Here is a 14,612-nt window from a genome sequence, read left to right on the forward strand (position 1 = left end):
GCCCACTTCCGGTTGACCGCGGGGGTTACGCCGAACGGAGCCGGTCACGCTCCGCCGCGTCCACAGTGGAGGGTGCGGGGAAGTAGCGGCGCGGGGTCAGCCCGGTGAGGGCCCGGCAGTCCCGGCTGAGGTGCGCCTGGTCGGAGTACCCCGCGGCGACGGCCAGCGCGGCCAGCCCGGAGACGCGCGTAGCGAGCGCGACGGCCCGCTGGAACCGGGCGACGCGCAGGTAGGTGGCCGGCCCGTACCCGACGGCTTGGACGAACCGCCGCCGCAACCGCCGCTCGCTCACGGCGAAGGGTTCTTCGACCCGGATGGCCGCGAGGTCGGGCGAGCTCGCCTGGGCGATCCGGCCTGGTGCTGCTTCACCTCGGGCCAGCAGCGCCGTGGCCTCGGCGAGGCCACGACGGCCAAGCTTCGCGGCGATCTGGCCTGGGGCGACCTCACCGCGGGCCAGCAGGGCAGCGGCCTCGGCGATGTCGGGGTGGCCGGCCTTCGCTGCGATCTGGCGTGGGGCGGCCTCACCGCGCGCCAGCGGGGCAGCGGCCTCGGCGACACCGGAGTGACCGGGCTCAGCGGCGATCCGGGTGTGGCCGGTCCCGCGCCGGGCCAGCAGCGCCGCCGCCTCCGCGACCCGCGCCGCCCCCGCGTCCAGCCGCTCGATCAGCTCCGCCACGGCCCAATCAGCCGGCGACACCTCCACCGAGGCAAGCCGTGACTCCACCGCCTCCGCAGGCGACAGCTCACCCGCCAGCAACCGCTCCGCCAGCACCTCCCCGTCCCGTCCCCACAGCTCACCCAGCGACACCCGGCGGTCCCGCAGCTCGTCCGCCGCCACGCCGAGCACCGCCGGAGCGTGCCCCGGCCTGAACCGGACACCCCGCAGCACCGCGCCCGGCCGGGTCACCGACGACCACGCCGCCGTGTCCGGGCCCGCGACGAACACCCCGCCGTCGCCGACCACCAGGTCCAGGCAGCCGTCGGGGACGATCCGCTTCGGGCCCGCCGACGCCGATCGCCACACGCAGCGCGCCACGCCTGCCAGCCGCCGGGGTGGTGCCGCCTCCTCGTACACACCCCCGATGATGCACCCGGGCACCGACAAAAACCGGGCAGCACCCGTTCGGGTGAGGGTCGCGGGTAACGGCTAACGCGCGGTGAGGTCACGGCGAGATAGAGGTCGACGCACCCGGCGAGGGTGCGCGCGACGAGAGAAGACCTCTTCATGGGTGCTCACACCGCGAACCGCGACCAGAGCCGCGCCAGGTCGGCCGGCAGTGTCGTGGTCGTCCTGGGTGTGCTCGCCGCGGCCTTCGCGGTGACGTCGTTCGTCGTGCCGCGGTCGGCTCGCGGGCCGGCCAAGGTGGAGCCGGTCGCCGCGCCGGTCGTGCCGGCCGCCGTCGCCACCGTGAGCCACTCCGTCGTCTACGAGCTGCTCGGCGCGCACGGCGCCCGGGACGTCACCTACGCCGGCGCCGGCTCGGTGCTGACCCAGCACGCCGAGGTCGCCACGCCGTGGTCGGCCGCGTTCACCCGGATCGGGCCGGTCGGCCGCACCGAGTTCTACAGCGTCGCCGCCCGGAACCCCGGCCCCGGCGAACTGCGCTGCCGGATCGTCGTCGACGGGGTCGTCGTCGCCGAGAAGACCGTCGCCGAGGCGGGCCGCCAGTTCACCTGCGCCGTCTGACGGCACCATGGGCGGCGTGAACGACGCCGCGATCACCTTCGGGCCCGCCCTCGTGGCGGTGCTGGTCCTGCTCGCCCTCGCCGCCACCGCGGTCGTCCAGGCCGGCGGGCTCGGGCGGGGACGGGACGTGCTGGTCGCCGCCGTCCGCGCGGTCGCGCAGCTGGCCCTCGTCTCGTTCGTGATCACCGCCGTGCTGCGCTCGGCGCCGCTGACCGGCCTGTTCGTGCTGCTGATGTTCGGCATCGCCGCCGTGACGTCGGCGCGCCGCGCCGGCCGCTGGGCGAACCTGCCGTGGACGGCGCTGGCGATCGCGGCCGGCGTCGTGCCGGTGCTCGCGCTGGTCCTCGGCGCCGGGGTGGTCCCGCCGAAGCCGATCGCCGTCGTGCCGATCGCCGGCATCGTCATCGGCGGCGCGATGACCGCGACGTCGCAGGCCGCCCGGCGCGCGCTCGACGAGCTCAAGGCGCGCCACGGGGAGTACGAAGCCGCGCTCGCCCTCGGGTTCCTGCCCCGGCCCGCCGCGCTGGAGATCTGCCGCCCGTCGGCGGGCCACGCGCTGATCCCGGCGCTGGACCAGACCCGCACGGTCGGCCTGGTGACGCTCCCGGGCGCCTACGTCGGCGTGCTGCTCGGCGGCGCCGGGCCGGTCGAAGCGGGGCTGACGCAGGTGCTCGTGCTGATCGGGCTGCTGGCCGCGGAAGCCGTCTCGATCCTGGTGACCGTGCAGTTCGTCGCGGCGGGGAAGCTCAGCCGAGCGGCGTAGCCAGGTGGGCGGTGTCGTTGAAGCGCCGGATGATCCAGCGGTCGCCGTGGATCACCAGGTGCGAGATGGAGCCGTTGTCCGCGCCGAGGAACGCGAACCGCTCGACCGAGCGGCTGGCCTGCGCGAACACCTCGCCGATCACGCCACCGTGGGTGAACACCGCGACGCGCTGGCCGGGGTGGGCCGCGGCGATCCGCGTCAACGCGCCGCGCAGCCGGGCGCCGAAGGCCTCGTCGGACTCCGCGCCCGGGATGACGTCCCAGCGCTGCTCGGTCCACAGCCGCTCGATGACCGGGTGGCCGTCGGCGCTGTACTTGCGGAAGAGGCCGTTCTCCCAGTCGCCCAGGTGGATCTCGCGCAGGTCGCGTTCGACGGCCGGGGTCAGCCCGAGCTTCTCCGCCAGCGGCGCGGCGGTCTCGGCCGTGCGCCGCAGCGTCGTCACGTAGATCGCGTCGATCCGCTCGCCGGCCAGCCGGTCGCCGACTCGCCGGGCGTGGTCGCGGCCGTCGGGCGCGAGTTCCGGGTCGGCCTGGCCTTCGACCAGGGTGAAGGGGTTTTCGCCCCGCGCCGGAGCCGACTCGCCGTGCCGCACCAGGAAGATCTCCGTCGCGCCCGGTGGCGGGCTGAAGCGGTGCTGGCGGTACTCGATCTCCTGCTCGGGCGTGCTCATGGCCCCGACCTTAACCGAGTTGCTTGTCCACGAAACACCATCGCCACGTCTCGCCCGGCTCGAAGCTGCGCATCACCGGGTGCCGCGACTCGTGGAAGTGCTGCGTGGCGTGGCGCCGCGGCGAGGAGTCGCAGCAGGCGACGTTGCCGCACTTCAGGCACATGCGCAGGTGCACCCAGGTCGTGCCCTCTTCGATGCAGGCGGCGCACGTGTCCGGCGAGCTCGGGTCCTTGTCGACCCACTCGTGGGCCAGGTGCTTGCACGACCCGGCCGTCGCGGCCGGGGTGCGCAGCTCGCGGCCTTCGACCTCGGGTTCTTCCTCGTCGCGGTCCAGCATGGACTCTTCGATGTCGAGCCGCTCCAGGACCTTGCGCAGGACGTCGTCGTCGGCGCTGCCGCTGTCGCGGGCCTTGAGGAACTGGCGGCGCTCGACGTCGAGCAGCTCGAGCCGCAGGCGGCGGTAGGCGTCGCTCGGCGTCTCGGCCAGCGCGCTCTGGCGCCCGAGCTGCTCCCACGCCGAGTCGGCGCGGTGCTGCAGCCGGTCGCGCAGGCGCTGGATGATCTCCGGCGGGTCGTCGTCCGTCCGGATCTCTTCGAGCCTGGCCAGCGCCGCGCGGGTCATGTCGTGCAGGACGGCCGCCTCCTGCAGCGCGTCCTCCGCCGGGTCCGGCCGCGGCAGGCGCAGCTTCCGGATCAGCGGCGGCAGCGTCATGCCCTGCACGGCCAGGGTGCCGGCCACGACGACGAACGCCGCGAGCACCAGCACGGCCCGCTGCGGGGTGTCCGCGGGCAGCACGAACGCCGCGGCGAGCGTGACCACGCCGCGCATACCCGCCCAGGCGATCACGGCCGAGTAGCGCCACGGCCAGATCTTCGCCCGCGGCTTCGTCGGCAGCAGGCGCCGCTCCAGCCGCTTCACGGTGCCGATCCCGGCCATCCACAGCACGCGGGTGAGGATGGTCGCGCCGAGCACGGCGACGCAGATCCAGGTCAGCATCGTCAGCGACAGCCCGCTCTCGCCGACCTCGGCGAGGATCCGCCGCAGCTGCAGGCCGATGAGCAGGAAGACCATGTTCTCCAGCAGGAAGGCGATGGTCTGCCAGTTCAGCCGGGACGCCAGCCGGGTCGAGCCGGACAGGATCTGCGGTGCCTTGTGCCCGAGGATGAGCCCGGCGATGACGACCGCGAGCACGCCGGAGCCGTGGATCGCCTCGGCCGGGATGTAGGCGATGAAGGGGACGGCGAACGACAGCGCGGTGTCGAGCACCGGCTCGTTCAGCCGGGCGCGGACGAACGCGGCCGCGAACCCGACGACGAGCCCGACCACGGCCCCGCCGATGGCCGCGCGGAAGAAGTCGGCGCCGACCTGCCACAGGCTGACCGACCCGGCCAGCGCGGCGATGGCCGTGCGGAGGGCGACCAGCGCGGCGGCGTCGTTGAACAGGCTCTCGCCTTCGAGCAGCCGGATCAGCTTGCGCGGCATGCCGACCCGGCGGGCGACGACGCTGGCGGCGACCGCGTCCGGCGGCGCCACGACGGCGCCGAGCGCGATGCCGCCGGCCAGCGGCAGGCCGGGGATCACGGCCCAGGCGACCAGGCCCACGCCGAGGGTCGTGAACACGACGAGCCCGACCGACATCAGCCCGATCGCGCTCCGGTTCTTCCGGAAGTCGACCAGCGACGTCTGGATGGCCGCCGAATACAGCAGCGGGGGCAGCAGGCCGAGCAGCACGACCTCGGGGTCGAGGTGGACCTCGGGCACGCCGGGGACGTAGGAGGCGGCGACCCCGACGACGATCAGGCACAGCGGGGCGGACCAGTCCAGCCGCCGCGCTCCCGCGCTGACGACGAGGACGGTCACGACCAGCGCCACTATCTCTGCCGCGATGTGCACGGGGTAATCATCACCCGGGGGTCGCGGCGGGCGTCACCGGGCCAGCTCGGTGAGGACCTCGGCGACCAGCTGGGTGTCCATGTACTCGGTGATCTCGCGGATCCGGCCGTCTTCGAGGCGGAAGACGAAGCAGTACCGGTTGTCGTACCGCGCGCCGGTCTTGGTGGCGACGCTGCCCTGCGTCTCGACCACGACGACGTCGTCTTCGGCCACGAACCGGCTCGCGGTGCTCGTGTAGGTGCCCTCGAACTGCTCGCCGAGCGGACCCAGCAGGTCGCGGCGGACGGAGTCCTTGCCGGCGAAGCTGCCGGACCAGCTGTTGTGCCCGCTGACGGTCCAGGTGACGTCGTCGGCCATCGCGGCGAGCAGGGGCCGGATGTCGCCGGTCGCCCATGCGTCGAACGCCGTCTTCAGGAGCTGCTTGTTCTCCGCTGCGGTCATGTGCCCCAGTCAACACGCTGGAGCGCGCTCCAGGCCAAATCCCTAGGCTGGCGACGTGACGACGGTGGAGATCGCGGCCGGCGCGCTGCGCGGGACCGAACACGACGGCGTCCGGACGTTCCTCGGCGTCCCCTACGCCGAGCCGCCGGTGGGGGAGCTGCGGTTCCGCGCGCCCCGGCCGGTGCCGGCGTGGGCCGGGGTTCGCGACGCGACGGGGTGGGCACCCCGTGCGCCGCAGCCCGAACTGACCGGGCGTGGCTTCACCGGCGACGAAGACTGCCTCTACCTCAACGTCTACGCGCCGGCCTCGTCCGGCTCGTACCCGGTGCTGGTGTGGATTCACGGCGGCGGTGGCGTGATGGGCGCGCCGCACCAGTTCGACGCCTCCGCGTACGCCCGCGCCGGCGTGGTCGTGGTGACCGTCGCCTACCGGCTCGGCGTGCTCGGGATGCTGCACCTGCCCGGCGCCGCCGACTCGAACCTGTCGCTGCGCGACCAGGTCGCCGCCCTCGAGTGGGTGCGGGACAACATCGGCGCCTTCGGAGGCGATCCGGGGCGCGTCACGCTGGCCGGGCAGTCCAACGGCGGCCGCACGGTCGGGACGCTGCTCGCGGTGCCCGCGACCCGCGGGCTGGTCCACCAGGCGATCGTGCAGAGCGGCACCGGCGTCGGCTCGGTCGTGCACACCCCGGCCGAGGGCGCGGAGGTCGCTTCGGCGGTCCTCTCCGAGCTGGACGCGTCGCCGGAGGACCTGGCGACGCTGCCCGTGACGCGGATTCTCGAAGCGCAGCAACGGGTTTCGGCCGTGTCCGGGACCAAGGTGACCTACCGCGTGGTCGTCGGCGACGAGCTGCTGCCCCGGCGCCCGCTGGACGGCGTGCGCGACGTCCCGCTGCTCATCGGGACGACGGCCGACGAAGAAGACCTGTTCAGCTGGCTGCAATCGGGCGGCGCGAAGCTGCTGGGCGTCGGCTCGACGATGCTGACCCCCGAGGAGATCGAGAAGGCCGTCGCGGCGTACACCGAGCTGCTCGACTGGCCGGACGACCAGATCCGCAACCGCGCGCTGACGGCGGGGGACTGGTGGATTCCGGCGATCCGCTTCGCCGAAGCGCAGCCGGCCGCCTGGATGTACCGGCTGGACTGGCGGATCGCCCCGCGCGGCCGCGGTCTCGGCGCGGCGCACGGGCTCGACCTGCCGCTGGTGTTCGACGACATCCGCAACCGCAACTGGCGGTTCCTCTTCGCCGGCCGCACGTTCCCGGCCGAGCGGATGCAGGTGGTGGCGACGCAGATGTTCGAGGCGTGGGTCCGGTTCATCGCGACCGGCGACCCGGGCTGGCCCCGCTACCGCCCCCAGGACCGCGTCACGCGGATCTTCGACGACGTCTCCACGACGGTCTCCGACCCGGACCGCGAGCAGCGCCTCCTCTGGGACTGACCAAGGGCGGCACTTTCACGTGAAAGTGCCGCCCTCGGCCCGGGGCTAGACGGTGATCTTGTCGACGTTCGGGCCGCCGTTGGCGGTCGTCGCGGTCGCCTTGATCTTGTTCGTCCCGGCAGCCAGCGTCACCGGGACCGTGACGGTCTGCCACGTGTCCCAGTTCCCGGTGCCGCCGAAGGCCACCCCGGACGCCACCTTCGCGCCGTTCACCGAAATGTCCATCGGCCGGTTCGCCGTGGTGCCATTGGCGAACCGCAGGACGACGTTCGCGCTGCCCGCCGACGCTGCGGTCACGCTGAACTCCACCGCGCTGCCGGTCGCGTTGTCGTAGTTGACGAACCCGGTGCCGGTGAAGCCCGCGTGGTTGGACTCCGCGACGCCGTTGGTGATGGTCGCGTCCTCGGCCTGGTAGTCGGCCGGCGTACCGGGGCCCGCCGTGCCGTCCGCCGGGATCGTCTTCGTCCCGGTGTTCCAGCCCGCGACCCGCACGGACGGCTTGGCGCCCTTGAGGTCCGCGGTCCGGTACGTCGCCGTCAGCGTCGCCGACTCGCCCGGCCAGAGGCTGACCTGGTTGTCGGTCCAGCGCACCGGCAGCACCGGCGCGCCCGCCGCGCCGACCACGTGCGCGTCGACGAAGAACGCCGGCACCTTGCCGGACGCCGGGTTCGTCAGCGTCACCTTGGTCGTCGTGGTGCCGTCGGCGTTGGCCGTCGAGGTCGCGGTCGACCCCAGCGAGACCTGGGCCAGGCCGTTCAGCCCGGACAGGTCCGCGTAGGCCGACTGCGGCGTGTAGTACCAGTCGCTGTTGCCCCAGTCGAGCGTGTCGGCCTTGGTGGACAGCCAGTACACGTTCCGGCTGACCTCCTTGCCGGCCGAGTCGGTGAGGACCAGCTTCGCCAGGTACGTCGTCGACAGCCCGCTCACCGAACCGATGGTCAGCGCGGTCGTCTTCGCGCCGTCACCGCCGACCGAAACGGCCTTGGACTGGTTGAACTTCTCCGTTCCGTCGAGGTTGTACAGCTTCACGGACGCCGTGAGGCCCGACGCCGCGTCGTGGTTGTGGTTGACCACCACGACGGACTTGGTGTCGTACGAGTACTGGATGTGCAGCGGCTCGTTCGCCTTCTTGGCCCCGAAGTAGGAGCCGTTCTGGTCGAGGTACGCGTCGAACAGCTGCCAGTGCAGCGACGTCCAGCCGCTGTTGAGCATCCAGTAGATGATCCCGGTGGCCGGGTTCGAGCTGTCGCTGAAGTTGCGCGAGTGCGACTCGAACTCGGCGCGGACGTTCTCGTACTGCGCCAGCTGCGCCTTGCGGACGAAGTCGTCCAGGCTCGCCGGCTTGCCGTAGCGGCCGGTCAGCGCGTCGCCGAAGAGCTTCAGGTTGGCGAACGTCGAAGACGACGACCGGTGGTACTGCGCGGTCGACGGGCTCTTCCACATCGTGTCGAGCTCGCTCGCCGACATCATCCGCTTCAGCGTGTCCATCGTCGGGATGTCCGGCCCGGCGCTGGTCTCGGAGTTGAAGCTCCACGCGCCGCCGAGGTCGCTGTGCGCCTTGTCGTACCAGTAGTTCGGCGGCACGTAGTCGTACGGCCCGTTCATCTTCATGCCGGACGACCCGAGCTGCGGCGACGACTTCGCCGACGCGGCCGGGACCACCGGGGTGGGCCAGTCCGCGGCGGACAGCGCGTCGAGGTAGTTCTTCTCGATCGTCGCGTCGGGCGCGAAGTCGCTGCCGATCAGGAAGGAGATGACGCTCGGGTGGTCGCGCAGCCGTTCGGCCTCCGCGGTCATCGACGCCTTCGCGACCGGGTAGTCGGCGGCGGTCCACGGGTCACCCTTCTCCTCGCCGTTGACCTGGCCCTCCCACTTGTCGCAGCACTCCCAGCCGGGCAGCGTCAGCACGCCCATCCGGTCGGCGAGGTCGAAGAACTCGTCCGGCTCGATGTGCCCCTCCAGGCGCACGGTGTTGAGCCCGAGGTCCTTGACGTAGGCGAGCTTGTCGGCCGCGGACTGCTCGTTCCAGCGCAAGAACAGGTCCGGCGAATAGCCGCCGCCCTTGATCAGCAGCGGGCGCCCGTTGATCGTGTACGCGCGGCCGCCGCTCGAGTTCTTGTTCGCCGTCACCGTGCGCACGCCGAAGCTGGAGTGCGAGGTGTCCGACGCCGTGCCGCCGACGTTCGCCGCCAGGTCGAGGTCGTAGAGCGGCTGCCCGCCCATCCCGGCCGGCCACCAGACTTGCGGGTTGTCGATCCCGACCACTCCGAAGGTGACGGTCTTCTTCTCCTTCGCCGCCAAGCTGACCGTCTGGCTGATCGGCTTGCCGGCGACCGTGCCGGAGACCGTCGTGCTCACCGCGCTCGCCGAGTCGTTGCGGACGTCGGCCTTCACCGTCAGGTCGGCGTGGGTCAGGCCGGCCAGCTTCGTCACGACGTAGCCGCCGCGCAGCGCCACCGGGCCGCTGCGCCGGACCAGGACGTCCCGCACGATGCCCATGTTCTGGTCCGGCGGGGTCTGCGCCCAGTCGATCCAGCCCATCGACAGGTCCTTGTTCGGGTCGTTCGGGTAGACCTTGAACGCGACGCTGTTCGTGCCGGCCTTCACCAGCGAGGTGATGTCGAGGTCGTGGCGGGTGTAGGCGCCGGTGACCTGCGTCTTGTCGGCGACGCGCGTCCCGTTGACCCAGACGTCGGCCTTGGACAGCACGCCGCTGAAGTCGAGGTAGGTGCGCTGGGTGGTGTCGGGGACCGTGAGGTCGGTGCGGTACCACCACGGGACCTGGAAGTCCGCGGCCGGCACGTTCTTCATGTTCGTCGAGTAGAACGGGTCGGCGTACTTGCCGTTGGCCAGCAGGCCGGCGTAGACGGTCGAGCGCGGGCCGACCGGGTACCAGCCGGCGGTGTTGTACCCCGGCTTGGAGACGGCCGAGTCGTCGCCGACCTGCGCCGACGTCTGGATCAGGAAGCCGGGGACGGCGGTGGCCGGGCCCGCGGCCGCGACCGTCGCTCGCGCCTGCTCCTGCCCGGTGGCCGCCGGGACGGTCGCCCCGCTCACGGCGACGGCGAGCACCGCCGCCGCCACCAGGGTCCGGGTTCTTTTCTGCCGATAGCTCACTAGCGCGCCTCCTAGGCACCACGGCGGCGTGGGGACAGCGGGACCATCGTTAGGGAACTTTCCTAACAATTGCGGACGATCGTAGCGGTCCGGTCACGCCGGGAACAGGGGCGAATCGGTCAGACCCGCGCCGCCTGCCACGCCGCCGCGGCGCGCAACGCCAGCAGGAGGGGCAGTGAGCCGTCCTCCCAGATCCGGTGCGGCAGTGCCTCGCTGAGCGGGACACCGCCGGCCAGCGCGGTGCCGATCGCCGGGAGGTCGACGTCGAAGAGCGTCAGCCCGGCGCTGTAGAGGCGTTCGCCGCTGACCGGGCGGCGCGCGGCGACCTCGGCGCTGTCGACCGCCAGCTCGGTCACGCCGAAGAACTCCGGCTTGGCCCCGCGTTCCATCCAGCGCGCGAACCCGACGACCTTCGTCTCGCGGACGTCCCGGGGCGTGAGCCCGCTTTCCTCGCACAGTTCGCGTTCCATGCCGGCGCGGATGGCGGTGTGCAGCGACCGGCGCGCGTTCTCGTCGGCGGTACGCAGGTCCCGCGGCTCGAGCGAGCCGCTGCCCGACGGCGCGAGCAGCAGCCCGCTCACGGCGTTGAGCGACGACTGCCGCACGGTGACGAGCTTGCCGTCGGTGGTGAAGGCGACCGTCGAGACGCCGATGAGGTCGGCCAGCGTGCTGCTGCCGAGTTCGCGCAGGGCGCCGTCGGTGTCGGTCAGCTCGGCCTTGCGCAGGTCGTACTCCTCGCCGGTGTCGGCGCGGGTGATCCGGAGCGTGCCGAGCTCGTTCGAGCAGACGGCGTCGAAGAACCGGGCGCGGTGCAGCCGGATGGGCGCGGGCCGCGCGCCGGCGGCCGGCAGCGGGTCGCCGCGCATGCCGACGATCGGGCCGTTGAAGAGCAGCCGGCCGCGCGCCCGAAGCGGAAGAACGTGCGGCGCGGTGGCTTTGAGCGCGGGCGGCAGCCGGTAGGGCTCCTCGGCGACGTCGATGGTGTGCTGTTCGGTCCACAGCTCCCGATCGATGGCGGCACTGACCAGCGCGGTGGTCCCACGCGCGGGCACGGCGAGGTACGCAGACGGCGGGTAGGCCGACGGCGGCGGCAGTTCCGCGGTGGGGAAGGGCGCGGCGATGGTGGTGAAGGCGAACCCGGCCCAGCGCCGGCGCAGCAGCCGGACATCCCGGGTGAAGGTGGCGACACCGAGGGCGAGCGCGACGACGGAGAGGACAACGCCGACAGCGCTGGGAAGGATGGTGACGACACCGAGAACGACACCGAGACCGGAGGCGGCGAGCGGCCACTCCCGGGCGCCGAGGAAGCCGAGGTAGTCCGCCTTCGCCCGGGCGCGGCGCGTCAGTTTTCCCATCGCCGCTTTGTTTAGCACGGCGCGGGTGTGGCGTGGGCCGCTTTCCGGCTACGGTTCGATCTTGAGGTCGGCTTTGAAGATTTCGATCACCGCGAGCCGCTCCAGGAGGGCGCCGGCCACGCCGACGGCGGCCGTGCCCATCAGGCTTCCGCGTCGAGGTAGACCCACTGGCCGTCGGCACGGCGGAAGCGGCTGTTCTCCTCCATGAACCCGTCGCGGCCGTGGTGCCGGTAGTGCGCCCGGAACTCCACCGTGCCCTCGGTGTGCAGCAGGCCGCCGCCCGTGTGGCCGAGGATCTGCAGCCGCGTCCACTCCTGCGCCGGGTCCAGCTGCAGCCGCCGTGGGCGGGTGTCCGGGTGCCACGTGCGCAGCAGGTAAGCGGTGTCCCCGACGGCGAACGCGCTGAACCGCGACCGCATCAGCAGCTCGGCTGTCGGCGCCGCGAGGGCGCCGTCGTGGAACCGGCCGCAACACGCGGCGTAGGACTCGGCGAGGCCGCACGGGCACGAAGTCATTCCGGAATCATCCCACGGTCTACTGAGGACTATCCCGCGTTGACCGGCTTCCCGGTTTCGCGCGCCTCCTGGGCCCCGCGCACCGCGAGCCGGTCGGCGCGCTCGTTCTCCGGATGGCCCGCGTGGCCCTTCACCCACAGCCACTCGACCTCGTGCACGCCCGCCGCCGCGTCCAGGCGCTGCCACAGGTCCGCGTTCTTCACCGGCTCGCGCGCCGCCGTCTGCCAGCCGTTCTTCTTCCACCGCGGGAGCCACTGCATGATGCCGTTGCGCACGTACGTGCTGTCGGTGTACACGCGGACCTGCGACGGCCGGGTCAGGCTCTCCAGCGCGCGGATCGGCGCCGTCAGCTCCATCCGGTTGTTCGTCGTCGGGGTGGCCTCGCCGCCGTACAGTTCGCGCTCGTGCCGCCCGTAGCGGAGGACCGCGCCCCAGCCACCCGGTCCCGGGTTCCCGCTGCACGCGCCGTCGGTGAAGATCTCCACATCCACGCGGTGACCCTACCGGTCGCGACCCTCGCAAAGAGCCGCCACGCCGGGTTACGGTGGACCTCCGGAGGGGAACCATGGGCGGGAACGACGACGCGGGCGAGGGCGCGCTCCTCGCCTACCTCGCCGATGCCGATCGCGAGTACCTGCTGGCCCGGGGCACCCGCCGCCGGTTCCGGGCGAACGACGTCGTGCTCATGGAGGGCGACCCGTCGAACCACGTCCACGTGCTGGTCGCCGGCTGGGTGCGCGTTTCCACGATCGTCGAGGACGGCCGCGAGGTGCTCTTCGGCCTGCGCGGTCCCGGCGAAGTGCTCGGCGACCTCGCCGCCGTGACCGGGCGCCCGCGGTCGGCGTCGGTGCGCGCGATCGAACCCTGCACGGTCTTCCAGCTGACCGGCGCGGAGTTCGTCGACGTCCTGCACAACCGCCCGGAAATCGCCATCGCCACGATCAAGACCGTCGCGGCCCGGTTGCGCGGCGCCGAGTCGGCCTGGGTCGACGCCGCAGCCTTCGACGTGAGCCGCCGCGTCGCAGTCCTCCTGGTCAGGCTGGCCGAGGAACACGGAAAGCGCGTCCCCGACGGCGTGTTGATCGAGGCCGCGTTCTCCCAAGAGGACATCGCCTCGCAGATCGGCGCCGCGCGGCGTACCGTCGCACGAGCGTTGCGCGTGCTGCGGGAGCGGGGGATCGTGGAGACCGGCCGCCGCCGGATCCTGATTCGCAAGCCGCGCGTCCTGCGGGCCTTCGCCCGTTCTGAGCCAAACGGCACACAACACCCGTGACAACGGTCCTCTGAGCGCGCCCCGTCCCGGCGGGATCCTGGGTTCCGGCCGGAAAAGAAACGGATGCCACCGGCCGGATTCCCTTTTCGAGCGAGGTCGGGGAGTGCTTTGCCGTGAACGTCTACTGCAGGATCTTGACCCTGGTGAAATCGGTCTTCGCCGCGTTCGTGGACCGCGGGCGTCTTGGGATTCCTCACGGCTACCGGAAACGCGGCGGAACCGGACGCGCCGACGTCGCACGGCTCCGCTCCGCTCCCCGTCTCGGCCTGGGTGCAGCGATGAGGAGGTGTGTGTGATGGAGAGCCACTCGATCTGGGCGCTGATCTTCGGCGCGAACTGACCCGCGGCGGCCCGGCCGGCCGGCTCGTGGGGGGTCGGCCGGCCGGGTATTCCGCGAATGCGGTGTCCAGGATTTGTCATATCCGTGCGGAATCGTGCTTGGTAATCTGGTCCATCAATTCCACCGGGGCACGGGAGGGGGTGGGATGCGGCCGGAGAACTCCTTCCCGTTCGTGCGCGAGCTGAACGAACTGCGCCGCGGCCGCGGGCTCGACGCGGCGGACCTGCACCAGCGGATCGGCCCATTCCTGTGCGAAGCGTGCGGGATCACCGGTGACGACCAGCCGTCCGCCGCCCGGGAGAAGCTCGTCCTGCGGCTCACCGAGCTGTGCGGCCGGCTGCCCGCGGACCTGCGGGTGGCCGCGCTCGCGGCGTTCGGCCTGCACGAAGAGGCCGCGGGGGAGTTCCTCGACCGGCGGATCTCGTGGCTGGCCGGCGTCCTGGACCGCGACCCGCGCACCGCGCGCCGCCGGATCGACCTCGCGTTCCGCCGGCTCGACGAGCTGCTCGGCGCGCCCCCGTCCGGGCGCGACCTGCACCCGCTGGCCGGCTGGTACGTCGAGTCGATGAAGGCGATGCTGCGGCTCGACCGCGACCCGCCGGACCTGCAGGAGGAACGCCGGATCGTCGCGGAGGTCGACGAGCTCGACGAGCTCGTGCTCTCGTTCAGCGTCCCGGCCGAGCCGGGCAGCGACCCGGTCCCCGACATCACCGCCGACGTCCTGTTCGGCGGCGAGATCGTCGAAGCGCGCCAGGTCTCGGCGAGCCACGCGCAGTTCGTCATGCGGCTGCCCAGCCCGTTGCGGCTGGGCCAGCGCCACGAGTACGGGATCCGGTTCGCGCCGCGGCGCACGTCGCTGCGGCCCTACTACGTCATGACACCCCTGCGCCGGTGCGAGGAGTTCTCGGTGCGGGTGCGGTTCGACCGCGCGGCCCCGCCGTCGCGCGTGTGGCGGCTCAACGGCGTGCCGGGCCGGGTCGTCGACGACGGCGTCGACTCCGGCGACGCGCTGACGGTCAACCGGGTCGGCGAGGTGGGGCTCGAGTTCCACGAGCTGCACCAGGGGCTGAGCTACGGCCTGCAGTGGTCCTTCGACCCGCGGGAGGACTGAGGAGG

The 14,612-nt window shown here is 72.4% G+C and carries 13 protein-coding genes; 5 read left to right on the forward strand and 8 right to left on the reverse strand.

What is annotated here, in order from left to right; translation table 11 throughout:
• Positions 1-25: 25 nt before the first annotated feature.
• Positions 26-1,075 carry a helix-turn-helix domain-containing protein gene (locus ABFJ78_RS19265; RefSeq protein ID WP_436387712.1) on the reverse strand — a complete coding sequence of 350 codons (1,050 nt, stop codon included), beginning with the start codon at positions 1,073-1,075 and terminating at the stop codon, positions 26-28.
• Between the two features lie 150 nt (positions 1,076-1,225).
• Here ABFJ78_RS19265 and ABFJ78_RS19270 point away from each other — a divergent pair, with 150 nt between their 5' ends.
• Both ABFJ78_RS19270 and ABFJ78_RS19275 read left to right on the forward strand, forming a co-directional pair.
• Positions 1,226-1,687, forward strand: a complete 462-nt coding sequence (locus ABFJ78_RS19270) for an MmpS family transport accessory protein (protein WP_436387713.1) — start codon at positions 1,226-1,228, stop codon at positions 1,685-1,687.
• Between the two features lie 7 nt (positions 1,688-1,694).
• On the forward strand, positions 1,695-2,450 hold the full coding sequence (locus ABFJ78_RS19275) for an ABC transporter permease (protein WP_436387714.1): 756 nt from the start codon (positions 1,695-1,697) through the stop codon (positions 2,448-2,450).
• On the opposite strand, the gene ABFJ78_RS19280 is transcribed toward ABFJ78_RS19275, so the two are convergent.
• The 3 genes from ABFJ78_RS19280 to ABFJ78_RS19290 are packed head-to-tail and all read right to left on the reverse strand — an operon-like array spanning position 2,434 to position 5,455.
• Positions 2,434-3,120, reverse strand: coding sequence for a histidine phosphatase family protein (locus ABFJ78_RS19280; protein ID WP_436387715.1), 687 nt, complete (start codon positions 3,118-3,120; stop codon positions 2,434-2,436). The two genes, ABFJ78_RS19275 and ABFJ78_RS19280, sit on opposite strands and share 17 nt — an antisense overlap.
• Positions 3,121-3,130: 10 nt before the next feature.
• Positions 3,131-5,014 carry a Na+/H+ antiporter gene (locus tag ABFJ78_RS19285; protein ID WP_436387716.1) on the reverse strand — a complete coding sequence of 628 codons (1,884 nt, stop codon included), beginning with the start codon at positions 5,012-5,014 and terminating at the stop codon, positions 3,131-3,133.
• Positions 5,015-5,047: 33 nt separating this feature from the next.
• On the reverse strand, positions 5,048-5,455 hold the full coding sequence (locus ABFJ78_RS19290) for a nuclear transport factor 2 family protein (protein WP_436387717.1): 408 nt from the start codon (positions 5,453-5,455) through the stop codon (positions 5,048-5,050).
• Positions 5,456-5,510: 55 nt separating this feature from the next.
• On the opposite strand from ABFJ78_RS19290, the gene ABFJ78_RS19295 reads away from it, so the two are divergent.
• Complete coding sequence (locus tag ABFJ78_RS19295) at positions 5,511-6,896, forward strand: carboxylesterase/lipase family protein (protein ID WP_436387718.1); 1,386 nt, start codon at positions 5,511-5,513, stop codon at positions 6,894-6,896.
• A 45-nt stretch (positions 6,897-6,941) separates the two neighbouring features.
• Here the strand turns inward: ABFJ78_RS19295 and ABFJ78_RS19300 are convergent, their stop codons facing one another.
• From ABFJ78_RS19300 to rnhA, 4 genes are all read right to left on the reverse strand, one after another.
• Positions 6,942-10,013, reverse strand: coding sequence for a glycosyl hydrolase 2 galactose-binding domain-containing protein (locus ABFJ78_RS19300; RefSeq protein WP_436387719.1), 3,072 nt, complete (start codon positions 10,011-10,013; stop codon positions 6,942-6,944).
• Positions 10,014-10,132: 119 nt separating this feature from the next.
• Positions 10,133-11,368, reverse strand: a complete 1,236-nt coding sequence (locus tag ABFJ78_RS19305; protein WP_436387720.1) for a hypothetical protein — start codon at positions 11,366-11,368, stop codon at positions 10,133-10,135.
• Positions 11,369-11,508: 140 nt separating this feature from the next.
• Positions 11,509-11,883 (reverse strand): YchJ family protein, encoded by a 375-nt coding sequence (locus ABFJ78_RS19310; RefSeq protein WP_436387721.1) that lies wholly within the window; start codon positions 11,881-11,883, stop codon positions 11,509-11,511.
• Between the two features lie 29 nt (positions 11,884-11,912).
• The gene (rnhA, locus tag ABFJ78_RS19315) at positions 11,913-12,374 is read right to left on the reverse strand and encodes a ribonuclease HI (protein WP_364450996.1); all 462 of its coding nucleotides are present in this window, start codon (positions 12,372-12,374) and stop codon (positions 11,913-11,915) included.
• 74 nt (positions 12,375-12,448) lie between these two features.
• Here rnhA and ABFJ78_RS19320 point away from each other — a divergent pair, with 74 nt between their 5' ends.
• Both ABFJ78_RS19320 and ABFJ78_RS19325 read left to right on the forward strand, forming a co-directional pair.
• Positions 12,449-13,156 (forward strand): Crp/Fnr family transcriptional regulator, encoded by a 708-nt coding sequence (locus ABFJ78_RS19320; RefSeq protein ID WP_436387722.1) that lies wholly within the window; start codon positions 12,449-12,451, stop codon positions 13,154-13,156.
• A gap of 485 nt (positions 13,157-13,641) precedes the next feature.
• A complete protein-coding gene (locus ABFJ78_RS19325; RefSeq protein WP_436387723.1) occupies positions 13,642-14,607 on the forward strand; it encodes a hypothetical protein in 966 nt (321 codons plus the stop codon).
• Positions 14,608-14,612: the final 5 nt, after the last annotated feature.

It is taken from the genome of Amycolatopsis sp. MEPSY49 (genome assembly GCF_051337345.1).
In the GTDB taxonomy this organism is placed as follows: Bacteria; Actinomycetota; Actinomycetes; order Mycobacteriales; family Pseudonocardiaceae; genus Amycolatopsis.